Raw genomic sequence first — 26,623 nt, 5'->3', positions numbered from 1 at the left:
TGCCTTAGTATAATCCGTGCATAGGCAACAAGAAAGGTGTAGCAGAATGGAAATTCATTTAGTTGCTAAAGATGAATTAGAAACTCAGGGAATCCGATGGGTCGTAGAATCGCATTTTACGGGAGTCCACTTGATTCTATGGAAAACATTGGGGGAGTTTGAAAAGGGTGTAAAGAGTAAGATACCTGAACTTGTCATATTGGACATGGATGGATGGAAGCATGACAGTGAAAGATTCGGCGAGTGGTTACGGCAACATAGTATTCGATGGCTAGGGTTATCGTCTGAACGAATCTTTCAAACTGCATATCGTGCACTTCGGTATCGTGCAGAAGATGTATTATTTCGCCCGTTTTCCCAAGAAGACTTGATCAGATTAATTCAACAGACCCGTTACAAATTACGGAATGATAAACGTTACGTTACAAATAGAGCACCTGAAGAAATGGGTTCATTCGACATTGATTACCCTGATCTGTTTTTAACGGAACGTAAACACGTCAACCCGTTGACCATGGTTGCATTTTTGACCCCTCAATCAGAAGCGCTTCCTCTTGTATATGACGCTTTACAGCGTTTTTCTTTTACTGGAAAGATTCGAATATTTGCTTTATCCAATTTAATTCTATGTGTACAGGAAATACAAAAGAGCGAATTGATACGTGAGGAATACCACGCATTTCTCGCAAACTGGAAAAGGAGGATGGATGAGCCTCTTGCCATTGTAATCCAAAAAGGTTCTTCCGGAGATTCATTAAAAAGAATCTATCAGCAAACCCGTCAATTGACGAGGCGAATTTTTTTCGAAGGATATGATATTATTTTGGCGGATGACGAACAAATGGCATCGAAAGAAATGGATCCATTCCTTACCCCCTTTGAACAGCGCCAGTGGATAGAAATGCTTGAAAAAAGGGACACAAAAGCCATCCGTGATTGGGTGGAGCGCGAATTCCTGACTTTTCAGCAGCCGTACCCCGACCCTGAAATTGTTCGTGTTCGCCTTACAAGTGTGCTTGCACAGATTCGCAGGCATATGAAGTCATACAATATAAAAAGCGTTTCTTGGGAAACAAACTATCATGAAGTTTTTCAGACTATCGTGCATCAGCCAGTCATCTATCAAATTGTTCAAGAACTGCTTGCTTTTACAACTCGTTTACTTTTGGAGGGAAAAGATCAATTACAGGAAGGGGCTCGTACACTCGTGGAAAAAACAAAGGAGTTGATTGAGTCCAACTATTGGGATGCCAGCTGGAATTTAGCGCAATGCGCTGATGCGCTTCGCATCAATAAAAGCACCCTCAGTCGCCGGTTTGCAGCAGAATCAGGCCAGTCATTCGGGAAAACACTTCATCAAGTACGGATTCGGGAGGCGAAACGTCTATTGAAGGAAACGGATTTATCTTTGGAGGAAATCGCACGTTTAACAGGCTATTCCCACCAAACTTATTTTAATGCTAAATTCAAACAGTTTGAAGCATGTACCCCGACGGTGTATCGGTCCGGATTGAAATAATGGCGATTCAGTTACTGGATCGTCTTTTTTAATTGTATGTTGAGCAGCATTGAAATTATTTATAAAAATGGTCAAAATAAAGAAATAAAATGAGATAAATTATAAATATATCATTATTTTATATATAAATATTTGAATTTTTATAATAGAATGAACGTATCAAAGCAAGGAGGAGAAACAAATGAATGCGATTACACAGAACAGAGTCAAACGTTATCAAGGTACAGAATTGAATACGAAAGGCTGGCAGCAAGAAGCAGTGCTTCGTATGTTGATGAATAATTTAGATCCAGACGTAGCAGAACGCCCTGAAGACCTTGTAGTTTACGGAGGAATTGGAAAAGCGGCACGTAACTGGGAATCTTTCGATGCTATTGTTAAATCCTTGAAAGAACTGGCAAACGATGAAACCTTACTTGTTCAATCAGGCAAGCCTGTGGTCATTTTTAAAACACATGCGGATGCACCACGCGTCCTTATTGCAAACTCGAACATTGTACCCGCTTATGCAAATTGGGATACATTTCATGAGCTCGATAAAAAAGGGTTGATGATGTATGGACAAATGACAGCAGGGAGCTGGATTTATATCGGTTCACAGGGAATTGTCCAAGGCACATATGAAACTTTTGCGGAGCTGGCGAAACAACATTTCAATAATACACTTAAAGGAACCATAACCGTAACGGCGGGCCTAGGCGGAATGGGTGGTGCACAGCCGCTTGCAGTGACGATGAATGGCGGTGTGTGCATCGCTATTGAAATCGATGAATCCAGAATCGATCGAAGAATAGAAACTCGATACACAGATGTGAAGGCCTATACACTTGAAGAGGCCATAAAGTTAGCTGAGGATGCGAAAAATGCCGGCAAAGCCTTATCGATCGGTTTATTAGGTAACGCATCGGATCTTCTTCCTGAAATGATTGCGAGGAACTTCATCCCGGATGCATTGACGGACCAAACATCAGCTCACGATCCGCTGAACGGGTATATCCCATCAGGAATGTCGCTTGAAGAGGCAGGAGAACTGCGAAAATCCAATCCTGAAGAGTATGTGAAACGTTCCAAGGCTTCGATGGCAAAGCATGTAGACGCGATGCTTACGATGATGGAAAAAGGCGCAGTGACGTTCGACTACGGAAACAACATCCGCCAGGTCGCAAAAGATGAAGGTTTAGAAAAAGCGTTCAACTTCCCGGGATTTGTTCCGGCATATATCCGTCCCCAATTCTGTGAAGGAAAAGGACCTTTCCGTTGGGTGGCTCTATCAGGGGATCCTGAAGACATTTACAAAACTGACCAAGCTATTTTACGCGAATTCAGTGATAACGAGCACTTGTGCAACTGGATTCGTATGGCACAGGATAAAATCCAGTTCCAAGGTCTGCCTTCCCGAATTTGCTGGCTTGGATATGGAGAGCGTGCTCGTTTTGGAAAAATCCTGAACGACATGGTTGCAAGTGGTGAACTGAAAGCACCGATCGTTATCGGGCGCGATCACCTGGATTCCGGCTCTGTCGCTTCACCAAACCGTGAAACGGAAGCAATGAAAGATGGATCAGATGTTGTAGCAGACTGGCCGATTTTAAATGCGATGGTAAATGCAGTTGGCGGTGCTACATGGGTATCTGTACACCACGGAGGCGGTGTCGGAATGGGTTACTCTTTACATGCCGGTGTCGTCATTGTTGCAGATGGTACGAAAGAGGCGGAAGCACGAATTGAAAGAGTGCTAACAACTGACCCAGGTATGGGTGTAGCCCGTCATGTGGATGCCGGATATGAAATAGCGGAAAAAACAGCACGAGAAAAAGGAATCAATATTCCAATGCTTGATAAAGGGACTGATCAGTGATGACAAAACCGATTTGGATTAAACATACAGCCCAGTTGGCTACACTTGCTTCAGAAGTAAAAGGTCCGCGCTCTAAAGAGAAAATGTCTGAACTTGGTTTGATTGAAGACGGCAGCGTATGGATTGAAGATGGGATAGTCCAAGCTGTCGGTACAACGAAAGAGCTTGAAGAACGCTTTGCAGACAAGGTGCATGAAGCAGAAATCGTCGATGCTTCCAACCATTTAGTTACTCCGGGACTTGTCGATCCTCATACACATGTTGTGTATGGAGGAAGCAGGGAACGTGAATTTGAAATGCGTCTTGAAGGTACATCTTATATGGACATTATGAATGCGGGTGGAGGGATTCATGCGACCACCCGTATGACACGGGAGGCAACAGAAGAAGAGCTGATTGACCAAACAAAGCGGCGTCTTGATTCGTTTTTTTCTCAGGGTGTAACAACAATCGAAGGAAAAAGTGGTTACGGAATGAACCTGGAAACCGAGTTGAAGCAGTTGCGAGTAATGAAGAAGCTGCAGGAGCAACATGCGATCGACATCGTTCCGACATTTATGGGCGCCCATGCTGTACCACCGGATTTCAAGGGGCGTGAAGATGAGTTTGTCAATCAATTAATTGATGAAATGCTGCCAGTAGTAGCAGAGGAAAAATTGGCCGAGTTCAACGATGTTTTTTGTGAGAAAGGCGTTTATACACCAGAACAATCAGAAAGGATTCTTGAAGCAGGAAAGCGCTTCGGATTGACACCGAAAATCCATGCAGATGAAATTGAACCTTATGGCGGAGCAGAATTAGCTGCAAAAGTAGGAGCCATATCAGCAGAACATTTATTGAAAGCCTCTGCTGAAGGAATCAAGGCTATGGCGGAATCTGGTACGATTGCCTGCCTGCTACCAGCAACAGCACTGTATCTACGGGAAGAAGCAGCTGCAGGAAGACGTATGATCGACGAGGGTGTGAGCGTAGCCATTTCCACCGATTGTAATCCCGGGTCGTCACCAACGACTTCGATGCCTCTTGTCATGAATCTGGCATGTATCTCAATGCGTCTTACTCCAGCTGAAGCGTTGACAGCTGCGACATACAATGCTGCTTGTGCAATTAATCGACAGGAAAATGTGGGGTCACTCGAAGTCGGTAAGCAGGCTGATATTGTTATGTGGAACGTAAAAAATTATCAGGAACTGCAATATTTGTTCGGGGTCAATCATGTGAAATCGGTATGGAAAAAGGGTGTAAAGGTGGTGTAATGATATGAGTGAACATTGGCTTCAAGCCCCTGTATGGTCTTGGAACAATACATTTCAATACGAGCCGACGTATGTCCATCATTGGATTCAGCCACTTGACGAGAATGAAAATACACCCGACATGATCCTATACGGGGCTCCGATTTCCCGTTCTTCAATCAGTGTGTCCGGAGCTTCCTTATATCCGGCGGAATTTCGCACAATGTGGAAGGGTTTTGCCACGTACAATCTTGATGAAGATGTCGATCTGACTTCCTTTAATGTGGCAGATGCCGGTGATGTTGCCATGCATACAACCGATATTCTTTTATCCCATCACCGTATACAGGAGTCGACGGCCTATCTTGTAAAACGGTTTCCGCAAACCGTTACGTGTATGATTGGCGGTGATCATTCTACTACAGCCTGTGCTGTCCGGGGGATTAAAGACGTTCACCAGAATGAATCGATTGGAATCTTGCAGCTCGATACACACCTTGATGTACGGGATCCGGCAGAATTAGGCCCTGCAAACGGAACACCGATCCGGCAATTGATTGATGGCAACACCGTAAAAGGAAAGGATGTCATCAATATCGGTTTACATGGCTATTTTAATGCGAAACCACTCATTGATTATGCGAAAGAACATGGCATTCAGATGGTAACATTAAAGCAGGCCCGAAAGCAGGGCCTTATCAATACGGTTCAGGATGCCCTCGATAAACTTTCAGCAAAAGTTGACCGCATCTATGTCACAGTCGACATGGATGTACTCGATATTGCTGTTGCCCCGGGTGTACCCGCTTCCACACCCGGCGGCATGACATCGACTGAGCTGTTCGATATTTTGCTAGAAATCGGTCAGCACCCGATGGTCCGACATATTGATTTTGTTTGTCTGGATCCAAGCAAAGATTCGTCGACTGCCGACACTGTCAAGACTGGGGTATACGCATGGCTACAATTCATCACGGGTTGCGTGTTACAAAACTAATGTAGAATCAGGGGGATTGGATAGGGATGAACCAAAAGGTACAAGAGCACCAAACAACTGTTGAAAAAAACCTCGAACCTGCCCAAACGTGGAAGTTTTTTGTATACAGCTTTATCGGTATTTTCATTTTCTTTGTACCGATTACGATTGAACAAAAAAGCACTATCATGCTCGATCATATTGTCTCGTATATTCAATCACACACAAAACCTGTTTTACCTTATTATGCGTTACTGATCATTTCAGCAGGTGCCGTTTATCCATTTCTATCAGGAACATGGAAAAAAACAACTGTCAACCTTATTTTTTCAATTTTTAAAATACTCGGTCTGATGGTTGGATTAATGCTTATACTGAATATTGGACCTGCCTGGTTGTTTGACCCGAATATGGGACCGTTTTTATTCAATAAACTTGTTATTCCTGTCGGCCTGTTGGTTCCGATTGGAGCTGTTTTTCTGGCACTATTAGTAGGATATGGCTTACTTGAATTCATTGGTGTATTGACAAGGCCGATCATGCGTCCAATTTGGAAGACGCCAGGACGTTCAGCGATTGATGCTGTGGCATCATTCGTCGGCAGCTATTCTATCGGCCTTCTTATCACGAATCGGGTATATAAAGAAGGAAAATACACGGCGAAAGAAGCCAGCATCATTGCAACAGGCTTTTCTACAGTTTCAGCTACGTTCATGGTGATTGTTGCGAAAACATTAGGTTTAATGGAAATGTGGAACATGTATTTTTGGTCAACGCTAATTGTCACGTTCTTAGTTACAGCAATCACGGTACGAATTTGGCCATTATCCAAAATCAATGACGACTATTATGAGGGATCGACTCCTCAACCAGAAGCTGAAATCAGTGGAAGTCTACTTAGGAAAGCATGGGATGAGGCGAAAGCTACATTGGATCGATCACCTCGTTTAATTGATAACATTTGGATGAATATAAAAGACGGGCTGCTTATGGCAATGGCGATTCTTCCATCTATTTTATCCATTGGACTCTTAGGGTTGGTTTTGGCAGAATATACGCCAGTATTTAATTGGATTGGTTACATTTTCTATCCGTTCACTTCCGCACTGCAATTACCCGAACCAATGCTTGTGGCGAAAGCAAGTGCTGTCAGTATTGCTGAAATGTTCTTGCCTGCTCTGTTGGTGGCAAAGTCTTCTCTGGTCGTGAAATTCGTCATTGGTGTCGTTTCAGTTTCGGCGATCATCTTTTTCTCGGCGCTCGTTCCATGTATTGTTTCGACTGAAATTCCAATTTCCGTTCCAACGCTTATCATTATTTGGATTGAACGCGTTATTCTTACTCTCATACTTGTGACACCACTTGCGTATTTATTACTTTGACATTACAGAAACCTGATAATATCTCTAATGTTTTCGTGTGGTGACAATTCTATTACATCCTTTAGACGAAAACATAAAGTAGCCTTGTTTCATATAAAATAGATTAATCTCAGATAAATCTTAGTCTAGCAGCGAACCAATAATAGGAGGGATTTCGTTGTGTGGATCATCACAGTCCATTTGAACAATAACATCAAAATGTTCGAATTTGACACTGAAAAGGAAGCGACCGCGGCATTTAAAAGAATTCAAGGCCATAAGATCCTTACCGAGGTGATTTATTAGTAAAGTGATTCTTATTCAGAACCATCTAAATGAATGGAACCAAAAAGCCCAACTATCTGTTAGAGTTAAAAAACTCCTTGCCTATGACTGAGTGACATGTACCCTTGAAAATGAGACAGTTTAATAAAAGGTCCTATGCAGCTAAGAGGTGACCTCGGAACTGTGGTATTATCCCCTTCTAGTAGACAGTACAAAGAAAGTTACTTTACTGTTTATTCTGGAGGGGATTTTTTATGGGGAAAAAAAGAAGAACTTTTACTGTTGATTTTAAAATGAAGGCTATTGAAATGTATTTACACAAAGGTATGGGTAGTAAACTAATCGGAAGAGAATTAGGAGTTACGTATTCCGTAATTGATAGGTGGATTAAAAACTATAAGGATGAGGGTATTCTAGGCCTACAAGAAAAACGAGGAAAATCACGACAAAATACAGGTTCAAATAAGCTTAATAAGGACGACAGAATAAAACGATTAGAAGCGGAGAACGAATACTTAAAAAAGCTCTTAGCTGCGAAAAGGGAGATGAGGTCAAAAGAGACAGATCAATAGAGTTTGGTATTATTTATTCATTAAAGCAGAATTTCCCTATTGTGTTACTATGTGAAATTGCTGGGGTGTCAAGAAGTGGATATTATAAATGGGAAAAAAGAAAAAGGAATCCATCTCAAAAGGACAAGGAAGACATATTTATTATGTCTAAAATACTGGAATGCGAACAAGATTCCGATATTAATGGTAGTTTTGGTTATCCGAGAGTTCGTAGATGGCTTATAAGAACATATGGTTTACAGATCAACCATAAAAGAGTATATCGTTTAATGAAGAAAATGGGGATACAAGCTAAGATTCGGAAGAAAAAGTGGAAACACTTTGGCTTAAAGGAACAATGTGTTGTATCAGATAATCATTTAAACCGAGAATTCTCAACGGATAAACCAAATGAAAAATGGGTTACAGATATTACCTATCTTACTTTTAACGGAAAGCGCTTATATCTGTCTGCCATAATGGATCTTTACAATAATGAAGTTGTAGCTTATAAAATAAGTGAAAGAAACAACTTAAGATTAGTACTAGACACAATAAAGAAAGCCATAAGAAAAAGAAATGTTCAGGGAACAATACTACATAGTGATCAAGGGTACCAATATACTTCAAAAAAATATAACCAGCTTCTAGACAAACACAAGATGAATGTAAGTATGTCTAGAAAGGGTAATTGTTATGATAACGCTTGTATAGAGAGCTTCTTTAGCCACCTTAAGACAGAATGTTTTTATAGATATGAGTTTCTCGAGAAAGAACAAGTTATTAAAGCCATAAGAAGATATATGAGATATTACAATAATAAACGATTTCAAAAAAGACTAAACAACCTTAGTCGTATTGAATTTAGAACTAAGGTTGCTTAATGAAAAGCACCTAGTTTAACCGTGTCTACTTGACAGGGGTAAGTCCACTGTTCCGGGGTCACCTTTTTTATTCCCCATTGATACCTTGAGGAATTGTAGTAGTCTATGATATCTTCTACTTTATTTTGTAAATCCTCTTTTGTCTTACAACTGGATGCATCTTATCCTTCATATGGCCAAAGAATGATTCTGCAGGGGTATTATCCCTAAGGATGTTGGTAATGAGTAGACTAAAATTTCTCGTCTTGTCCTCCCATCTTTTACACAAGACAAATAGATAGGGTGTCGAGAGACACGAAACGTGAAGACCACTATCCTGAAAGGGATGTTTGGTTCCAAGAACAAAGGCGGTATTGCGGACACCTGTTCCATTCGGGGCGGCTTTTGGTCTTGTGAACTTCAAACAGGAAACCCCTTCCTCAAGCGCGAAGCGATAGGGAGGGGAGGTTCATTTCCTGACATTTTTCGAACTTCCCCCTTTCTAACCACAACTTTTCTTCGGTTCAGGAGAAATCCTTTACCCAACCCAATGCTTTACTCGGGGAATCCTTCGCATCACTAACCAATCCAAAAGTAAAACAAGGAGTAAAGAGGCACCAACTAACGGGAAGAGAATGCTTAATATAACAACTATAACGATTACTCCCTTTACAATCTTGACATTCTTAGGTTGAGGAGGTGCCCCCAATGTATTGCTAGGTTTTCGTTTCCACCACATGATTAATCCTGTAATAACGATAACCACTATGCCCATACAGACAATAAGCCCTAGGACTTGATTTATCAAGCCAAACTCAGATCCTATGTGAAGGGTATATCCAGTGGTAATACCCTTTCCTAAAAGACCATACTCTTGGTATCGATAATCGCCTAGAACTTCCCCATTGTATTGATCGATGTGAAGTGTGGTTTCATTTACGGATTTAGGAAGGAAAACCTGTACTGTGTAGACTCCCTTAGGACCTTCAGGGAAATATACATCGTATCCAGGATTTACATCACGGGAATCAGCAATCTGTACTACCTCATCGATGGAAATCGGCGAAACTTTGCCATCTGTCGGCTCGTCAGGTACAATTGAGGTTGGTTTTTCACCCCATACGGCCGCCGGAATCCCCGTGTCGGTGATTACCCCTATTTTTTGTAGTTGCTGGCCCCAAAACCCAGTCCAAGGTAAACCAGTTAAAATCAAAAAAGCGATACCTATTGACATGCAAAAGGCAGTCACCGAATGTATATCCCGCCAGAAGGAACGCTTACCTCGATTCAGTCGAAGTCTTATTCTACGTATTACACCTTTTCGATGTCGCGGCCACCAGATATACATACCGGTGATAAGAAGAATTAAACCCCAACACACTGCGAGTTCCACCAATAAATCCCCAAATATACCTGCCATCAATTCACCATGTAACCTCTCAACCTGAACCATAAATCGATCTTCGTCAGCCAGTTTTCCAACGATATCCCCATTGTAGGGATTTACATAAACGGTTGAGGATTGGTCATCGACAAGAACCCCCACCTCCGATGAACGATTGGTTTCAACCCCTGGCCTAAATCGTGTAATCTCACTTTGCGGGTAGGTATTCTTTACCTCTTCAAGTTGTTCGGAAGGTAACATCTTCTGTCCTTTATCTTGTATGTAGTAGTGTTCCTTGTATATGAATGACTCAATCTGAGGCTTAAACAGATAAATACCTCCAGTAATAGCCAATATAAGCAGGAAAGGGGCGAAAATCATGCCTGCATAAAAATGCCACCGCCAAATTGCTTGTGAAAGAGAGTTACGGCTTTTATTGTCGTCATTACTATTTTTCATTATTTTCCACATCCTTTTTTGTGGAAATATTAAAAATTTTCGGTGGATGTCTATTCTGAAGAAGTCATTCTTCAAGACTATCATCTCTGTAATTGCATTAGTTGCAATCTTGGCTTTTTACTTAGAAATACCAGTAAATCAATATGTTGTGGATTTAGGTGAAAGTCAAGTAAACACAATGCCTAGTCCATCACCAATCGTAGTCCGCTACCTGTGAAAAATAACTCTCAAGGAATTCAAGTTTTATTCGATATCATATATGCGAATAAAATCACATTGATTTGAACGGGATAATTGGTACTAAATGTTGCAGATTTATCTTCTTAAATTTGCAAATTCCCTTTTGTCTTTTTTCTTGCCATTAGTCGCTTATAAAGGGAAAATCCAAACATATAGTATCCTGAGAATGATAGGAGGATTAAGGATAAACCTGCCATTGTCAACACACTGTATCGATACCAATTTCCAAGAAAGGATCCATCATGTAAAGTAATAAGATAGGTTGAGTAATCTGGATCTGTAGATAGAACTTCCCCTGTACTTGCATCGATTTGAACATCTTGACTGTTGTTAAAGCGAACTTGGTAAACATTCGCGCTCGGCCTTAATTCAATTCTAAAGATATCTTCTACCGATGTTGCACCAGGTAGATCTTGAGAAGTCGCAATGGATACCACTTTTTCCATGGATATCGATTCACTTGGACTCGCCTCCTTTCCCATCCTCAACTCATCGGCCAATCCGAGTGGAATCATATAAACAAGTAAGAGGCCCGTCACAGCCATGAACATAAAAACGACAGATAAAATTAAACCGGTCCATTTGTGGACCTTTCGGCTTAGTTGGTATAATTTAACAGATCTTGACACGTATTATCAATCCTTTTCTTTTAATTTTATAAACACATTAGGAAAATAGTTTAATAGGAATAGAATGGCTCCCTTATACAGGAAGCCGCGCTTCAGTGTGTTTTTAATTACAAAACAAGGGCTGCAATGACGCCGAAGACAATAAGAGGGATATTATAATGCAAAAACGTCGGTACACATGTGTCCCAAATATGATGGTGCTTTCCATCAGCATTCAACCCTGATGTCGGGCCAAGTGTACTGTCTGATGCCGGTGAGCCTGCATCCCCAAGTGCTCCAGCTGTGCCGATCAATGAAGCTGTCGCTAATGGGGAAAAACCGGCTGCTGCACAGAGTGGAACGAACAATGCTGCAAGAATCGGAATCGTACCGAATGAGGAGCCGATCCCCATTGTGATCAGAAGACCGACTAGAAGCAATACGACTGCAATGACCGGCTTACTATCACTTAAGATCCCCGTTGCTGATTGTACGAGACTTTCAACGGCGCCAGTTTCTTTCAAAATCGTTGCATAACCGGAAGCGATCAACATGACGAATGCAATCATACCCATCATTGTAATTCCATCATGAACAACCTTTTCTCCTTGTTTAAACGGCACGATCGTGAACAAGAACATGAGAATGACTCCTGTAAGCGCTCCCAAAACAAGAGTACCAGTGGTAAGTTGTACGATAAGTGCCCCTATGATCGCAATGATCGTGAACAGGTGGCGCTTTGTGAAAGACAATTCGACCTCTTCTGATGCTGCTACCTCATGACCGGCATCCTGATCAAGATCGGATAGGTTCCGATCTTTACGATAAGAAATGAAAATGGCAAATAACAACCCGACAATCATTCCAAGCCCTGGCAGTAACATTGCATATGGGATGGAAGAAAGAGTGATTTCCATTCCGTTCGCTTTCATTTCATCAGCGATGATTCCGTGGAATATCAACCCGAACCCTGCCGGAATCATGATATAAGGTGCTTTTAATCCAAACGTAAGTGCTGTAGCGACGCCTCTCCGGTCTACCTTCATTTTATCGAACAAATTAAGTAAAGGTGGAATCAGGATCGGAATGAACGCAATATGGATAGGAACGGCGTTTTGCGATAAACAAGCAACACCCGCAATCGTCAATAACATGATTGATCGTTTTCCTTTTAAAACCTTCACGAGTCTTTTTACAAGAAATCCTGTAATGCCTGAGTAACCAATCATGACAGCGAATATACCAAGCAGGATATAACTTAGCGCCGTATTTGTTTGTCCACCCATCCCGGAAATGAGCATATTCGTCGTTTCGGTTAGTGAGATGCCCTCCATCAACCCTGCAACACCTGCTGCAAGTAAAATTGCTAGAATGACATTGACCCTTAAAAGGCTCAATACTGCTAGGACGATAACTGATACTACTACTGCATTGAACATAAGATCTTCCTTTCTACCTTTAATTTGAAAATATGAAACTTTCAGTAAATTTTAGATGCAATGGGAACAGTACCAGAGGGGATCGATTAAAACCTCAAATTTGCTGTTCCCATAATTAAATATTTACTTACAAGTCTTTTCAACTGTGATTAAAAAGTGGCAGGTGTTTTCATCTCTTCGATGGAAAATCCATACTTCAGCCAATTCTCGGCTTCCATAATATCTTTTGAGAATACTCGGTCTTTCTCAATGAATGGAATTCTCTTTCGTCCTTTGTCCAGTATGTTTTTTGTCGCAGGTGACATCTTATCTGTCCCTCTGATCTCAACTGCCTGCATCGCGCAAATCGATTCAATCGCAAGTACCCGTCTTGTGTTGGAGACAATTTGATAGGCATGCCGTGAACCGATTGTTCCCATACTGACATGGTCTTCCTGGTTTGCTGAAGACGGGATTGAATCGACGCTTGCTGGATGGGCGAGCGTTTTATTTTCTGATACAAGTGAAGCTGCACAGTATTGCATGATCATCGCTCCGGATTGAAGTCCCGGATCGGCGCTTAAGAAAGCAGGCAAGTCATTCAGCTGCGGGTTCACAAGCCGTTCGATCCGACGCTCGGAAATGTTCGCCAATTCCGCGATTGCAATACCGAGAAAATCCATTGCAAGTGCAATCGGCTGCCCATGGAAGTTCCCGCCAGAGATCACTTTTTTCCCTCCGTCAAAAATCAGTGGATTATCGGTTGCAGCATTCATTTCGATCTCAAGCTTTTCTTTTACGTAGTTCAGCGTCTGCCACGTTGCACCGTGAACCTGGGGAATACAACGAAGTGAATAGGCATCTTGCACACGGATTTCACCTTGTTTTGTCGTCAGTTTGCTGTCTTTCAAAAATCGCCGCATTCGTTGGGCGACTTCGATCTGTTCAGGATAACCACGTACAATATGAACTTCCTCATCAAAAGCATCGATGATTCCTTTCAGTCCCTCGATCGTTATCGATGAAATCGCTTCCGACTGATAAGCTAGCTTCTCAGCCTCCAAATAGGTCAAAACCCCCATTGCCGTCATCGCTTGCGTTCCATTGATCAATGCAAGCCCTTCTTTAGCAGTCAACGAAATCGGGAATATACCCTCTTTCGTCATCGCTTCTAGCGCATTCATACATTCCCCTTTATAAAAGACCTCACCTTCGCCAAGCAGCGGGAGAACAAGATGCGATAATGGGGCTAAATCACCACTTGCTCCGAGAGAGCCTTGCTGTGGAACGACAGGGTGAATCCTTGCATTGACAAACTGAAGCAGCCGCTCGATCACAACTTTCCTTACTCCTGAAAAACCCTTCAATAATGCATTTGCCCTTAGCACTAACATTGCTCTTGAAACAAGTTCTGGAAACGGCTCGCCAACCCCGCATGCATGTGACTGAATCAAATTCCATTGCAATGCACTAACGTCATCAGGGTTGATCAGCACATCACTGAATTTTCCGAACCCGGTCGTGATTCCATAAACGACCCGGTTTTCTTTGACGATTTGTTCAACCGCTTCACGGCTTGCTTCAACACGTTTCCAGCTTTCCTCAGAAGCGCTTACTTTTTCAAAATCATAAAGAACGTTCTTCATCTCTTCCAACTTTAATGATTGGCCTGTTAAAACGACCATGACGCCACCTTCTTCCTTTGTACTTTAATTTGATAAAGCAAAAAGAAAATAGGGGACCATACTGAAGAAATCACGTAAATTCTTCAGTACAGCCCCCTATTGACTAAATACTCTGGGCTAAAAACTAGTAAGCTATTTAAATATGATTGATGCCAAGACCTAACGTTTCGTGTTCCAATCCTTTGACCGGTGCTCCGATCGTCCCGTAAATCGCAACGGCCAACCACTCGCCCTCTTTGTCATCCGTATATGGATTGCCGCGTACAACGGCAAAACGTAAACCGACGGTACGCATGATCGAACCTAATTGCATCTGACCGCGGGTGATGCCTTGAAGCGCTTCCATAATGGCGTGATATAAAGAATGGGTTTCCCGGTAAACATCATTTTTGATGATTCCTTGCTGTTTTGCAGCCGTTTCAATTGCTGCAACTACCTTTTGTGATTCCATTGAACCGACTTTGCCATAGCAACTTTTCCAATTGAATTTATTCGTTACCTCTTGCTGTTCACTTTTGTCGTCAGCTAGTACTAATAAAGCAGCATGACGCCCGATGCGATGTTCCTTATTTAATGACATTATCTACAACTCACTATTTGAATTTATCTTTTCTAATGACTAATCACTGATTTAATTTTAGTGCAAATTTTCGAAAGTGTCAAACTGGTAAGTGATACCAAGCAATGGTATTCCGAAACCACTGTGTACTTCACCAGCTGATAATCGCGAATCATACTTTCATCTTCAAACAAAATATGATCATTTTCGCCGTTTTCGTATTTTTTTACCTCGAGGAAGGTATTTTCGACAAAATCTTTTTGCTTTATTCGTCAACTGCTGCCAAAGTATATGTTGTTTTGGAATAGCTCACCCCTAACGGAGGTAGTGTTGATGGCCAAATTCCAAGCAATGATTTCCCGAGTCCATCTAAATTTAGCATTAAAGGTAATTAACTATTCGACGTGTCATGTATGAAAATCCTCCCAAATTATTTAGTAAAACTTAAGACCAATCTATATAGTTGTGTATCCTTATTATGCTGATGTAATGTTTCGATACAATTTGAAAAGTTCCTTCCCAATTAAAGGAAAATAGGTGATTAGAAAATTATAATTATATTTCAACTTCTAACGTAAAAAAGATTTTATGGTTTTAAACGAGTCGCGTTAGTACTATAAGATAACTTGATTCTTTGCAAAAAACATGTCATGAAGAATTTTGTCTAATTGAGTATTTGCCTTGAAACTTTGTCGGATTCTGAAAATAAAAAAAGGACATCTCTACCTTATTGGTGAAAATTGTGGTTGCCACACACAATCTTGAACCAAAAGGAGAGTGTCCAACTTTATGTAACCCATATTCTTTTATCGTCAATTTTATTTTTGTCTTCCACCAAATTTTATCAAAAAACAAATGATTGAAATTTAATAAAAAATGGAGGTTATTAATCATGAGTAACATCGTCATTTTCTATGATTCTCATTTTCCAATAGATGGCCATAGACCGGACAGTTCATTTTTTGAAAACTTCAGCAATGAAATAATCATTGCAGATGCTATTTCTTTAAAAGAAATTTTATCAAATAATGAGGTGGACTGTTTTATAAATTTTCATGGTCCTTATTTTCCAAAAAAGGCTTGGCAAGCAATATATGATCACCTTAAAAGTGGTAAAGGAATCGTACATATTGGCGGTATTCCATTTCGAGTTCCATGCTATATGGCGAATGGAAATTGGGAAAGGGAACGTGCGCAAACGGCTTACCATCAACAATTAAATATTCATGAGGCTTTGCATGTTAATTCCGAACCGATCGCTTCTTTACAGCATAATAAGGGTATTCCTGTGTTCGCTGGTAAAGAAGACCTATTTCAAATTTCGGATACTTGGAACTTTGTGCTACATGTTACGAAATCTAGTACAATTGAAGCCGAAATGGGTTCAATGGGTCCCATGGATGCACATATTTATCCGTTGCTTAAAGGTGTTTCGAAAGGTGGTCGTGAAGTAGCCGCTCCTAGTGTCTTAATTGAAAATACGAAAGGGGAATTCACTGGAGGACGATGGCTCTTTATTAATCAAAAGGTGAATAAACAATTTTGGACAGTAAAAGGCGCAAAGACTATGCAGGAATTAGCTTTGTTTGTAACAAATGGAGTAACCGAAATGTGGCTGAAAACAAACTATGCTACCTACGATGAAGGAGAACGTCCAAAAGTAACCTATCAATTACAGTCGTTTAAAAACAAGACTACGGAATGGACATTGAAATTTATTGTTACAAAAAATGAAAATGAAGTCTTTTCTAAAACAGATGCAATAGAAGCTTCGGAGCAATTTAATACCCTTTCATTTATTATCCCAATCGATATTAAATCAGGATTATATGATCTTACTTGTCTTGCTATATCAAGTTTCGGGGAAAAACGAATACTTCACCAAGGTTTCTGGGGAATGGATAAGAAGCTTTTAACAATAGGGGATAAATTGACATGTGATCGGGACTATTTCCAAAAGGATGGACGCCCGATGCCAATTGTGGGAATGACGTATATGACGTCGGATGTTGCTCGTTATTTTCTTTTCTTACCCAACCCTTATATTTGGGATCGGGATATGGAACAAATGAAGCGTGCTGGTATAAATTATATTCGCACAGGAATTTGGACAGCTTGGCGTAACATGATGTTTGTCGAAGGTCATGTTAATGAGAATGTGTTACGTTCCATCGACGCTTTTATCTTGTGCGCGAAAAAACATGATCTTGAAGTAACATTTACTTTCTTTTCCTTTACACCAGAAGCATGGGAAGGAGAAAACCCATATCTTGATCCCCGAAGTATTGAGGCGCAAAAACGTTTTATTACGACGATCGTTTCAAGACATACAGAAACAACAAATATAAATTGGGATCTAATCAATGAGCCTTCAATATTTGATCCAAGTCGTACGTTCTCAGGCCCCAGATCACTTCATGATAAGTATGATCGTAGAGCATATAGAGAATGGCTTAAAGAGCGTCATACCACCATTCGTGAACTTCAGGAAAAATGGAACATGACCGAACAGGAATTACCATCCTTTGATGTGATTGAACCACCTGAACCGAGTGAGATCAACTTCGGAATCAAAGACATGCTCTTTGGAAAAAAGGGGTTAAAATGGTTAGATTATACGTTGTATACGATGGATATGCATAACAAATGGGCAAAAAAACTTACAGAAACCATTAAGCGATTAGCACCAGATCAACCTGTTACGGTTGGACAGGATGAGGCACTAGGCTCACAGCGGCCATCGCCGTTATTTTACTGTGATGAGGTTAATTATACAACGAACCACACATGGTGGTTGCTGGATCAATTAGTCTGGAATGGAATTTTCACGAAAACTCCTACAAAGCCAAATCTGATCCAGGAAACGGGAATTATGTACGTAGAAAATCCAAATAATCAAGCGAAAAGAAGTGAAGAAGAATTACGCAACATACTTGAAAGAAAATATGCTTATTCCTTTTCGACCGGTGGGGCTGGCGCTGTGCAATGGCTATGGAATACAAATTACTTTATGGATAATATTAATGAATCAAATATCGGGGCAATTCGTGCTGACGGTACCGAAAAGCCAGAAACAAATGTTTCTTATGATTTTGGTGCGTTTATTAAAGAGACACGTGATTTATTCAAAGGCCGGAAACTAGAAGAAATAGCCGTAGTTTTCCCATATTCAAATGATTTCTCAAATCGCAGACTAGCCTTGGATGCAACAATGAAGCTTACAAGAACATTGGCATATGAGATGAACACGCCATTTCGTGCATTAAGTGAATATCATCTTGATGAATTAAAAAACAAACTGCCAAAACTAGTTGTTATTCCAAGTCCGCACAATTTTAGCAGCAGTGCACTGACTACCATTTTGGAAGTTGTAAAAGAACAAGGTATAACACTATTATTTACAGGACCTATAAACTTAGATGAATATTGGCACGCTACAGGACGAATGAACGATATCATTGGTTCAACTAGCATTAAAAATATCCTTCGTGAGGAAATGCTTAAAATCAATGAAAAACATTATCCAGTTTCATTTGGTGGAGAACGAATTGCAGAAGCACTGAAAGAGGTTTTGCAATTTGAGCAAAATCCAATGGGAATAAAGGAAATTTCATATGGGAAAGGTGAAATGATCTGGTGTTCATTGCCCATTGAACTAAATGAAAGAAGTGAGTCGATAATAGCATTATACGAATATGCAATAAAGAAAGCAGGAGTCAATAAGCAGCTGGATTGGCAAAAAGGTGATATACCAGGCAATTACGGGAGAAAACTCTCTTTTGAAAATGGCTCTTTATTTATTTTTGTGTCCGAGTTTGCTGGAGACACATCTGTTAAAATTAAGGATCCTGTATTAAATAGATCTTATTCATTTCTCCTTGAGGCTGAAAGAGCGGTTATGTTTGCCACAGATAAAAAGGGGAATGTTATATCTGTTTACCGTCCTAATGAGGTTGAAATTATATCCTGAGAAGATTTATTTGTCATAATAATCAGACAAAAAGTGCAGAAAAAACCAAAACTATGCTAAAATAAATCATAGAATCCCGGAATAAAGGGGTAGTCAAATTCGTTTTGCAATAAATTTGCTAAATATTCTGACGAAATAACAAAATCATAGTTATATTCATGGTGTTTGTAAAAAAACATGGCAAATAAGCCTGCACTATGGGCGAAAAAAAAGATTTACACATACAGCTAGTTGAGTTCTACAAGAAGTGATCCTTTTCCGCTCCGTGAGCTGGTGAGTGGAGTCTTAAAAACGTCTGGGGATTTCGAAGGTGGAGTCAATTGAGGGCTTGCTCGGTTCTCCAGTCCACTCCGCTAAGTACGAACTCAAAGACTTAGAAATGCTTTCTTTAAACTTAGACCCAGATGCTTTTAGAATGATGCGATACGGTTAAAGAGCCAAAAAAGATGGTGTAAAAATAAATCCTTCGAGGTGAAGTTCATCTTTTAGGTGACCAACCAAGCATCAATATGTTAGTTGGCGTATATAGCTTAAAAATAATATTAGCGGCTGGTAAAAGAAATCGGCAGATAAGTCGGTTTCTTTTATCCTACTATCGTCTTTTATTATAGAAAAAATGGAATTGTTTTCGGTTCGGGGGGCTGAAATGACAATTATAAATGGTCTATTTAAATGGGTGTATGATATGGGGAATTGGTTGGCTAAAGTAATGTATCTTCATTTTCTTTGGTTGATATTTACATTGCTGGGTTTGGGAGTATTCGGAATATCACCAGCAACGGCTGCACTATTCTCAGTTATACATAAGTGGTTAGAAGAAGACTTTGACATTCCAATATTTAAGAATTTCTATTCTGTATATAAATCCGATTTTTTAAAATCGAATAGTTTAGGATTTATTTTGATTGGTTTAGGGATATTTTTATATGTAGATATGAACATTTCACAACAATATATCAAGTCGTTTTATGTTCATCTCTTTCTATTAATAATAATTTTCTTGTATATGCTTACAATTCTGTATTTCTTTCCTGTATTTGTACGTTATGAGCTCAAGTTTTTCTTGTATTTTAAACAATCGTTTTATGTCGCACTAGCTCGCCCGCTGGAAACGGTCGCAATGATCATTTGTCTCTTTCTATTATTTTATCTATTTCGTTTTCTACCTATTCTTCTATTTTTTGCAGGATCTTCCATTATTGCTTATCCGCTTGCTTGGTTTGCATTTCGAGCGTTTGTTCAAATAGAGGGAAAAAATTAACCTAAATATTGATTCTATATTTTCAGAGATTTAGAGGGGGGAGTGTGTTGCGTAATAGGATCAAATCTCGACTATTATATAAATATATCGTCTCCTATCTACTTGTTTTTCTTGTTCCTTTTCTTATAATGAGCACTATTGTTTATTATCATTCTGTATCAAGCCTTCGGAAGGAAATTGAACATTCAAACATAAATAAATTAGAACAGGTAGAAAATCTAACAAATGAACGTATGAAAGAATTAGCAACACTAGCAGCAAGAATCTCATATGATCCAAGACTGACGCCTTATATGATCAGTCATGGTTATTACAGTAGAGAAGCAATTGAGGAATTAAAGAAATATAAAGCAAACAGTTCGATCATTGAGGAACTATTTGTCTATTATCATGATGATGAGACAATATATTCTACCAGTGGTTCGTATACTATAGACGCCTTAATGCAAAAAAAATATCGGTTTGGTGAATGGCAAAAAGAGGATCTCATTAGTGATTTGTATACGAAAACACCATTGATAAAGCCTGTTAAAAATGTAGTTATTAAAAATGAAAACAATGATAAATATAAGAATATGATTGCTTATTTATTTCCGATAGCTCCAAATAATCTCAATCCTTATGGTACAGTAATGTATTTTATAGAGGAATCCACGATCACAGATCTGATTCAAAACATACTAGGTGAATCTGAAGGCAATGTATATATAGTCTATGAAAATAATCAGGTTATTGCATCTGCCATTAATGATGAATCAATTAGTACAGAACAATTAGCTTCTCTTTCTATTGATCATTACGGGGTCGATAATGTTGAATTAAATGGAAAAGATTATTCACTTGTGTCTGTTAAATCGGAGTTAAGTGGCTTGAAATTTATAACGTTGATGGATGCCGATCAATTTTTCAAACGGTTAGATAATACAACAATATTAATTATTGCGGTATTAATTGTTCTTTTAATTGTTGGCTTTGTATTGGCTGTATTCCTTGGGAAAAATCAGTACAAGCCGATTCAAAATCTGTTTGAAATAACAAACAGAAATGGAAAGGAAACTGTTAACCTGGAAGGCAGAAATGAACTAGAGACCATTCGCCAAACGATTACTCATGTGTTTGAAGACCATCAAATTTTGAATGAAACAATGTATATGCAAAAGCCTTTTGTAAGAGATCAATTTTTAGTGAAACTATTAAAAGGTGATTTAAGCGATGGAAATGAAATAAATTCATTACTGCATACGTTAAATATTCAAATGAAGGATGGGCACTACTTTGTGGCGATTATTTATTTTGAAAAAGGTACATTTATAGAGGATAATTTAGAAGAACGGGAAAAGGTTTTTAACATCCTATCGAATATTACGCTGAAAAACGCCTCAGCACATGGTGTGGATTTGATATATAATGATGCAATAGCCTTAATTGTAAGTATGGATCGAATGAATGAAGATGCTAACAAAGAGCGTCAAAAGCTTGTCCCATTCATTCAGCAGTATATTAAAAAAAATTGTCATTTGGATTCTACCATTGGGGTAGGTGGGCTTTATCATGAAAAAGCCCGGATAAACCGATCATATATTGAAGCTCTTACAACATTGGAATATAAATTTACGAAACCACAAGGAAGTATGATCTATTTTGAGGAAATCGTGATACAGCCTGAACAGTCACTTGGATATCCGAAAGAAGAACAAATAAAGCTTGTCCAAAGTTTAAAACAAGGGGATCATATTGTTGCTGCTGAAACATTACGCAACATGTTTACAAATCTGGCTGAGAAAGATTTGTCTATCCAGACAATAAAATGTATTTGCTTTGATATTATCAATACGATAGTGAAAACAACCTCTGAAATTGGAATGAGTAATTATATTAAGGATTTTAATAGCATAGTAGATTTTCATTCAATTGAACGATTGCATAAACAACTCGAAACGTTAGTATTAATAATATGTAAAGAGGTTGAGGATAAGAAAGAAAGTCATAATGATAAACTGAAAAATGAAATTTTGGAGCATATTAGACAAAACTACAATAATTATGAACTATCTTTGGAAAGTTTAGCGATTAAATTTCAACTATCGGTATCTTATGTTAGCCGCTTTATAAAAGGACAAACAGGTGTTACATTTTCGCAATATTTACAGGATCTCCGTATGGAAGATGTAAAGAGGCAGTTAAAGGAAACTGATAAGGCAATTAAAGATATCGTCGTTCAAGTAGGATATTTGGATGTTGCGAATTTCACCCGTAAGTTTAAGAAACTAGTAGGTGTAACACCTGGACAATATCGTAATTTAAACAAGTAATAGAATCATTTTACTTAAGCTGTGATTTTTATAAATCATAGCTTTTTTCAGTTTAGGTTATTTTTATGAATGTTTGTGTCTGTTTAAACTATTCAGAAAAAGGAGTATCGCCGATTAACCATAAGCAAATACAACAGGTGGAAGCTTTGCTATATTATTCTTTTTAACCCTTTAAGTACCGCTATAAAGCCATTCTAATAAATTGTAAAGGGTTACATAGTAAAACAATTATGACATATTTCCAGCGTTGAGAAGTCTATAAATGAAAGCGGATACAGTAGTGTAGTTATCGAGTTGACAATGCTTAATAAAAACGACATATTGATTACATTTTCAAAAAAACACTAACATAGAGGTAGTTTCAAAGAAAAATAGAAGGAGGGGTCATTCAATGAGTTCAAGTACGGCAACTTCCCCATTACAAAAGGAAGAAGAAATTAATAGAGGTTCTACATATCATAAATTAAAGCAAGAAAAGCCACGAAAATTGAAGAAGAGAAGGAAGATTCTACAAAACTGGCAGCTTTACATATTTGTCCTACCAGCATTTTTATACTTTTTTATTTTTCATTATATTCCTATGTACGGGGTGCAAATTGCATTTAAGAATTTCAATCCAACTTTAGGGATATGGGGAAGCGAATGGGTAGGATTTGATCATTTCACTCGATTTTTTCAATCATATTATTTTTGGGATTTATTAAAGAATACATTAGGAATTAGCGTCTACGAATTAATTGTAGGTTTTCCATTGCCGATCATTTTAGCGTTGGCATTAAATGAAGTAAAAGACAGTTTTTTTAAGCGTACTGTACAGACAGTGACATATGCCCCTCATTTTATTTCAGTTGTTGTTATGTCTGGGATGATCATAGCATTTTTGTCTCCAGCGACAGGAATAATAAATCATGGTATTCAATTTTTGGGTTTTGAACCGATTGCTTTTTTGAGTGATCCTGATTGGTTTAAAACGGTATATGTATTATCTGGTGTATGGCAAAGTACAGGATGGGGGACTATTATTTATCTCGCAGCTCTTTCAGGTGTTGATCCACAGCATCATGAGGCCGCAATTGTAGATGGTGCGACACGTTTTCAGCGTATTTGGCATATAAACATTCCGGCAATTGTTCCAGCAATGATTATATTATTAATTTTGAACGTAGGCAGCATTATGGCGCTGAGCTTTGAGAAGATTTTACTTTTGCAAAATCCACTTAATCTTGAGTCTTCGAATGTAATTGCGACATTCGTTTATAAAGCAGGTTTATTAGACGCACAGTATAGTTTTGCGTCAGCCGTTGGATTGTTTAACGCTGTTATTAATGCGATTCTCCTAATAGTTGTAAACAAAATCGCGAAAAAAACGAGTGAAACAAGTCTATGGTAAGAGGAGGTATAAAAAGATGAATACTTCGATACATGAAACAAAAACGGACAAAATGTTTAAGGTATTTGTTTATATTTTTCTTACAGGCGCACTAGTGATCGTACTCTATCCATTGATTTATATTATTAGTGCATCCATAAGTAATCCGTCAGCTGTAAACTCGGGGAAAATGTGGCTTTATCCTATTGATATTACATTTGATGGTTACAAGCTAATCTTTGAAAATGGCGCTATTTGGAGGGGGTATCTCAATACAATTTTTTATACAGCATTAGGGACATTCATAAACTTAGCAGTTACGATCCCGGCAGCTTACGCACTGTCTCGTAAGGATTTTGCTGGTAGAAATCTTCTCATGGGTATGTTTGTTCTGACAATGTTCTTTAGTGGCGGTTTAATTCCAACTTACTTAGTAGTAAAAAATTTAGGACTTATTGACACAATTTGGGCGATGGTTTTACCGAATGCAGCTGCAGTATGGAACATCGTTATTGCCCGTGTATTTTTCCAAACTGCTATACCAAAAGAATTAGAAGAGGCAGCAATCATTGATGGTGCCTCAAATTTTAAAATGTTTATTAAAATTATTCTACCTTTATCAGCACCAATTATAGCTGTTATGGCATTATTCTATGGGGTTGGCCATTGGAATGGGTATTTTAATGCATTAATCTACTTATCTGACAAAGACATGTTTCCGCTTCAATTAGTTTTAAGAGAAATACTTGTATTGCAAGAAATGTCAGCACAAAGCTCGAATCTTACAGGCAGTATGGCTGAGGCGATACATAGTAAGCAACAACTTGCCGCGATTATTAAGTATGGTGTAATGATTGTATCTACACTTCCAATTATTATTGTCTATCCGTTTTTACAACGATACTTTGTTAAAGGTGTGATGATAGGCTCACTGAAAGGGTAAGTAGTTTGTCTTCACTAAATTGATAATTATGGGGGGTGATCATTCAAAAAAGAAAAAAGCGTCAATTTAAGGGAAAAAAAATGAAAAGGAGATGCAGGATGAAAAAAATAATAACACTGCTCTTAACCGTTATTTTAGTACTTACAGGATGCATTTCAAAAGAAGAGGCAAGTAAAGAACCTTCTAAAGAGGTTGAAGTGAATAAAGAGGGCTTTCCCATTGTAGATGAAGAAATAAACTTAACAATGATGGCACCTGGTACTGGTTTGGCAGAATGGAAAGACATGCCTACTTTAAAAGAGTATTCAGAGAAGACAAATATTAATTTTAAATATATCACTCCACCAATGAGTGATTTTCAGACAAAATTAAATTTAGCCTTTGCCAGTGGAGATATAGCAGATATTATTTATGCAGCAGGATCATCTAATTTGACTGCTGGTATGGAAGTGGATTATGGAAAACAAGGAGTATTGGTACCTTTAGAAGACCTTATTGAAGAACATGCTCCAAATATTCAAAAAATATTTGAAGAAAACCCTGAAATTAAAAAATCCATTACAACAGTTGATGGACACATCTATTCATTACCCGCAATTAATATGCACCCAACATCTGGTTGGTATAGAGGGCCAATGTGGTTCAACGGTCAATGGCTAGATGCATTGGGTGTGAAAGAACTACCTAAGACAACTGATGAACTTTATGATTTATTAGTGCGTTTTAAAACAGAAGATCCTAATGGGAATGGAGAAGCAGATGAAATTCCATTAATTGATGTGAAAATGGATAGCACACGTCCATGGTTACTCGGTGCTTTTGGGTTGAAAGAATGGGGTATTGATGAGGTTGATGGAACTGTCAGGTATACTCCGATTACAGAAAACTATAAAGAATACTTAACTTACATGAATAAACTTTATGAAGAAGGGTTATTAGATTCAGAGACATTTTCGCAATCTGATGAACAGAAAAAAGCAAAAGGACAAGCAAACCGTCTTGGATTATTCCCAGATTATTTCTCATTCTTTACTACTGGTGAATCAGAAGAAGAAGCAATAAACAATCCTATGTTTCATCCGTTAACCAGTTCAGTTTCAGATGAGTTATTGTTTCCTCGTAGTCCTGGAATTAATAGAGGTGCGTTCGCTATCACAAGTAACAATGAACATCCAGAAGCTTCAATTCGATGGATTGATTATTTTTATTCAAAAGAAGGTCGTGAATACTTAAATGATGGACCTGAAGGATATCTTTGGGAAAAAGGTGAAAATGGTGCAAGAAAATATTTAGAGGTACCTGAAGGTTTTGATAGTAGAGAAGATTATCGAGGAACATTAACACCTGCATATGGAATTACTGCACCAACTGTAACGGCTAGAATTGAAGGTGTGGAACTAACAGAATTTGATAAATTTATTGAGGATGAAACGAAAGCGAAAATTGATCCTTATGCAGAAGTGCCAATTCCACTTATGTATTTAACAAATGAAGAACAATCTACAGTAAATACCATTGAAGTGGATTTACAATCTTACGTAGAACAAATGGAAGCTAAATTCATCACTGGGGTTGAACCATTATCTAACTGGGATAAATACGTAAAAACGATTGAAAATATGAATATTGAACAATATGTTCAAGTTTATCAAGATGCTTACGATCGTTGGAAAGACAGCTAATTATTAGACTGAAAATTCTTAACATTACGGTATATTGGTAGGTTCATATGATAATAGAAGATGAATCGTATAACTAAATAAAGTA

20 protein-coding genes and 1 pseudogene are annotated in these 26,623 nt (G+C 38.7%); 15 read left to right on the top strand and 6 right to left on the bottom strand.

Features of this window, described 5'->3' with window-relative positions; genetic code table 11:
- Positions 1-46: 46 nt before the first annotated feature.
- The 8 genes from ACJROX_RS20055 to ACJROX_RS20020 all read left to right on the top strand — a co-directional run bounded on the left by ACJROX_RS20055 (position 47) and on the right by ACJROX_RS20020 (position 8,669).
- A complete protein-coding gene (locus ACJROX_RS20055) occupies positions 47-1,519 on the top strand; it encodes a helix-turn-helix domain-containing protein (RefSeq protein ID WP_408006970.1) in 1,473 nt (490 codons plus the stop codon).
- 181 nt (positions 1,520-1,700) lie between these two features.
- Complete coding sequence (hutU, locus tag ACJROX_RS20050; RefSeq protein WP_408006969.1) at positions 1,701-3,377, top strand: urocanate hydratase; 1,677 nt, start codon at positions 1,701-1,703, stop codon at positions 3,375-3,377.
- Positions 3,377-4,633: an imidazolonepropionase gene (hutI, locus tag ACJROX_RS20045; RefSeq protein WP_408006968.1), complete on the top strand. Its 1,257-nt coding sequence runs from the start codon at positions 3,377-3,379 to the stop codon at positions 4,631-4,633. Before hutU ends, hutI begins: the two co-directional genes overlap by 1 nt.
- 4 nt (positions 4,634-4,637) lie before the next feature.
- A complete protein-coding gene (locus ACJROX_RS20040; protein ID WP_408006967.1) occupies positions 4,638-5,609 on the top strand; it encodes an agmatinase family protein in 972 nt (323 codons plus the stop codon).
- A gap of 26 nt (positions 5,610-5,635) precedes the next feature.
- A complete protein-coding gene (locus ACJROX_RS20035) occupies positions 5,636-6,970 on the top strand; it encodes a YjiH family protein (protein ID WP_408006966.1) in 1,335 nt (444 codons plus the stop codon).
- A gap of 159 nt (positions 6,971-7,129) precedes the next feature.
- Entirely contained in the window at positions 7,130-7,255 is a 126-nt protein-coding gene (locus ACJROX_RS20030; RefSeq protein ID WP_408006965.1) for a hypothetical protein, read from the top strand.
- 233 nt (positions 7,256-7,488) lie between these two features.
- Positions 7,489-7,806, top strand: coding sequence for a transposase (locus ACJROX_RS20025; RefSeq protein ID WP_408006964.1), 318 nt, complete (start codon positions 7,489-7,491; stop codon positions 7,804-7,806).
- A complete protein-coding gene (locus ACJROX_RS20020; protein WP_408011714.1) occupies positions 7,728-8,669 on the top strand; it encodes an IS3 family transposase in 942 nt (313 codons plus the stop codon). The genes ACJROX_RS20025 and ACJROX_RS20020 overlap by 79 nt, the downstream gene beginning before the upstream one ends.
- Here ACJROX_RS20020 and ACJROX_RS20015 read toward each other — a convergent pair.
- Together ACJROX_RS20015 and ACJROX_RS20010 are read right to left on the bottom strand one after the other, a co-directional pair.
- Positions 8,666-8,809 (bottom strand): annotated as a pseudogene (locus ACJROX_RS20015) (IS3 family transposase); the annotation flags it as partial. The gene ACJROX_RS20020 and the pseudogene ACJROX_RS20015 overlap by 4 nt on opposite strands.
- A gap of 377 nt (positions 8,810-9,186) precedes the next feature.
- A complete protein-coding gene (locus ACJROX_RS20010) occupies positions 9,187-10,491 on the bottom strand; it encodes a PepSY-associated TM helix domain-containing protein (protein WP_408006963.1) in 1,305 nt (434 codons plus the stop codon).
- A 46-nt stretch (positions 10,492-10,537) separates the two neighbouring features.
- Here ACJROX_RS20010 and ACJROX_RS20005 point away from each other — a divergent pair, with 46 nt between their 5' ends.
- Positions 10,538-10,708 (top strand): hypothetical protein, encoded by a 171-nt coding sequence (locus ACJROX_RS20005; RefSeq protein ID WP_408006962.1) that lies wholly within the window; start codon positions 10,538-10,540, stop codon positions 10,706-10,708.
- Between the two features lie 106 nt (positions 10,709-10,814).
- Here ACJROX_RS20005 and ACJROX_RS20000 read toward each other — a convergent pair whose 3' ends face one another.
- The 4 genes from ACJROX_RS20000 to hutP all read right to left on the bottom strand — a co-directional run bounded on the left by ACJROX_RS20000 (position 10,815) and on the right by hutP (position 15,022).
- Positions 10,815-11,360 carry a PepSY domain-containing protein gene (locus tag ACJROX_RS20000; protein WP_408006961.1) on the bottom strand — a complete coding sequence of 182 codons (546 nt, stop codon included), beginning with the start codon at positions 11,358-11,360 and terminating at the stop codon, positions 10,815-10,817.
- A gap of 107 nt (positions 11,361-11,467) precedes the next feature.
- Positions 11,468-12,778: a Na+/H+ antiporter family protein gene (locus tag ACJROX_RS19995; protein WP_408006960.1), complete on the bottom strand. Its 1,311-nt coding sequence runs from the start codon at positions 12,776-12,778 to the stop codon at positions 11,468-11,470.
- Between the two features lie 149 nt (positions 12,779-12,927).
- Positions 12,928-14,442: a histidine ammonia-lyase gene (gene hutH, locus ACJROX_RS19990; RefSeq protein WP_408006959.1), complete on the bottom strand. Its 1,515-nt coding sequence runs from the start codon at positions 14,440-14,442 to the stop codon at positions 12,928-12,930.
- 136 nt (positions 14,443-14,578) lie between these two features.
- Positions 14,579-15,022: a hut operon transcriptional regulator HutP gene (gene hutP, locus ACJROX_RS19985; protein WP_408006958.1), complete on the bottom strand. Its 444-nt coding sequence runs from the start codon at positions 15,020-15,022 to the stop codon at positions 14,579-14,581.
- Positions 15,023-15,893: 871 nt separating this feature from the next.
- Between hutP and ACJROX_RS19980 the strand changes: the two genes are divergently transcribed.
- The 6 genes from ACJROX_RS19980 to ACJROX_RS19955 all read left to right on the top strand — a co-directional run bounded on the left by ACJROX_RS19980 (position 15,894) and on the right by ACJROX_RS19955 (position 26,538).
- Positions 15,894-18,971, top strand: a complete 3,078-nt coding sequence (locus ACJROX_RS19980) for a beta-galactosidase (protein WP_408006957.1) — start codon at positions 15,894-15,896, stop codon at positions 18,969-18,971.
- Between the two features lie 646 nt (positions 18,972-19,617).
- Positions 19,618-20,232 (top strand): YesL family protein, encoded by a 615-nt coding sequence (locus ACJROX_RS19975; RefSeq protein ID WP_408006956.1) that lies wholly within the window; start codon positions 19,618-19,620, stop codon positions 20,230-20,232.
- Positions 20,233-20,465: 233 nt separating this feature from the next.
- The gene (locus ACJROX_RS19970; protein WP_408006955.1) at positions 20,466-22,544 is read left to right on the top strand and encodes a helix-turn-helix domain-containing protein; all 2,079 of its coding nucleotides are present in this window, start codon (positions 20,466-20,468) and stop codon (positions 22,542-22,544) included.
- Between the two features lie 391 nt (positions 22,545-22,935).
- Positions 22,936-23,934 (top strand): ABC transporter permease, encoded by a 999-nt coding sequence (locus tag ACJROX_RS19965; RefSeq protein ID WP_408006954.1) that lies wholly within the window; start codon positions 22,936-22,938, stop codon positions 23,932-23,934.
- 16 nt (positions 23,935-23,950) lie between these two features.
- On the top strand, positions 23,951-24,856 hold the full coding sequence (locus ACJROX_RS19960; protein ID WP_408006953.1) for a carbohydrate ABC transporter permease: 906 nt from the start codon (positions 23,951-23,953) through the stop codon (positions 24,854-24,856).
- A gap of 98 nt (positions 24,857-24,954) precedes the next feature.
- Positions 24,955-26,538 carry an extracellular solute-binding protein gene (locus ACJROX_RS19955; RefSeq protein WP_408006952.1) on the top strand — a complete coding sequence of 528 codons (1,584 nt, stop codon included), beginning with the start codon at positions 24,955-24,957 and terminating at the stop codon, positions 26,536-26,538.
- The last annotated feature ends 85 nt before the right edge of the window (positions 26,539-26,623 follow it).

Source organism: Pseudalkalibacillus sp. A8 (assembly GCF_045920555.1).
Classification (GTDB): domain Bacteria; phylum Bacillota; class Bacilli; order Bacillales; family Fictibacillaceae; genus Pseudalkalibacillus.
Note: the sequence above shows the minus strand (reverse complement) of the source record. Positions and strands in the feature narration are given on the sequence as shown.

What these genes read in the sequence shown, in the direction of transcription:
- ACJROX_RS19995 (WP_408006960.1), bottom strand. Translation starts at nt 12,778, where the DNA reads ATGTTCAATGCAGTAGTAGTATCAGTTATCGTCCTAGCAGTATTGAGC.
- ACJROX_RS19975 (WP_408006956.1), top strand. Translation starts at nt 19,618, where the DNA reads ATGACAATTATAAATGGTCTATTTAAATGGGTGTATGATATGGGGAAT.
- hutP (WP_408006958.1), bottom strand. Translation starts at nt 15,022, where the DNA reads ATGTCATTAAATAAGGAACATCGCATCGGGCGTCATGCTGCTTTATTA.
- ACJROX_RS20010 (WP_408006963.1), bottom strand. Translation starts at nt 10,491, where the DNA reads ATGAAAAATAGTAATGACGACAATAAAAGCCGTAACTCTCTTTCACAA.
- ACJROX_RS20040 (WP_408006967.1), top strand. Translation starts at nt 4,638, where the DNA reads ATGAGTGAACATTGGCTTCAAGCCCCTGTATGGTCTTGGAACAATACA.
- ACJROX_RS20025 (WP_408006964.1), top strand. Translation starts at nt 7,489, where the DNA reads ATGGGGAAAAAAAGAAGAACTTTTACTGTTGATTTTAAAATGAAGGCT.
- ACJROX_RS20035 (WP_408006966.1), top strand. Translation starts at nt 5,636, where the DNA reads ATGAACCAAAAGGTACAAGAGCACCAAACAACTGTTGAAAAAAACCTC.
- ACJROX_RS19970 (WP_408006955.1), top strand. Translation starts at nt 20,466, where the DNA reads ATGAAAGAATTAGCAACACTAGCAGCAAGAATCTCATATGATCCAAGA.
- ACJROX_RS19965 (WP_408006954.1), top strand. Translation starts at nt 22,936, where the DNA reads ATGAGTTCAAGTACGGCAACTTCCCCATTACAAAAGGAAGAAGAAATT.
- hutU (WP_408006969.1), top strand. Translation starts at nt 1,701, where the DNA reads ATGAATGCGATTACACAGAACAGAGTCAAACGTTATCAAGGTACAGAA.
- ACJROX_RS20055 (WP_408006970.1), top strand. Translation starts at nt 47, where the DNA reads ATGGAAATTCATTTAGTTGCTAAAGATGAATTAGAAACTCAGGGAATC.
- hutH (WP_408006959.1), bottom strand. Translation starts at nt 14,442, where the DNA reads ATGGTCGTTTTAACAGGCCAATCATTAAAGTTGGAAGAGATGAAGAAC.
- ACJROX_RS20005 (WP_408006962.1), top strand. Translation starts at nt 10,538, where the DNA reads ATGTCTATTCTGAAGAAGTCATTCTTCAAGACTATCATCTCTGTAATT.
- ACJROX_RS19955 (WP_408006952.1), top strand. Translation starts at nt 24,955, where the DNA reads ATGAAAAAAATAATAACACTGCTCTTAACCGTTATTTTAGTACTTACA.
- ACJROX_RS19960 (WP_408006953.1), top strand. Translation starts at nt 23,951, where the DNA reads ATGAATACTTCGATACATGAAACAAAAACGGACAAAATGTTTAAGGTA.
- hutI (WP_408006968.1), top strand. Translation starts at nt 3,377, where the DNA reads ATGACAAAACCGATTTGGATTAAACATACAGCCCAGTTGGCTACACTT.
- ACJROX_RS19980 (WP_408006957.1), top strand. Translation starts at nt 15,894, where the DNA reads ATGAGTAACATCGTCATTTTCTATGATTCTCATTTTCCAATAGATGGC.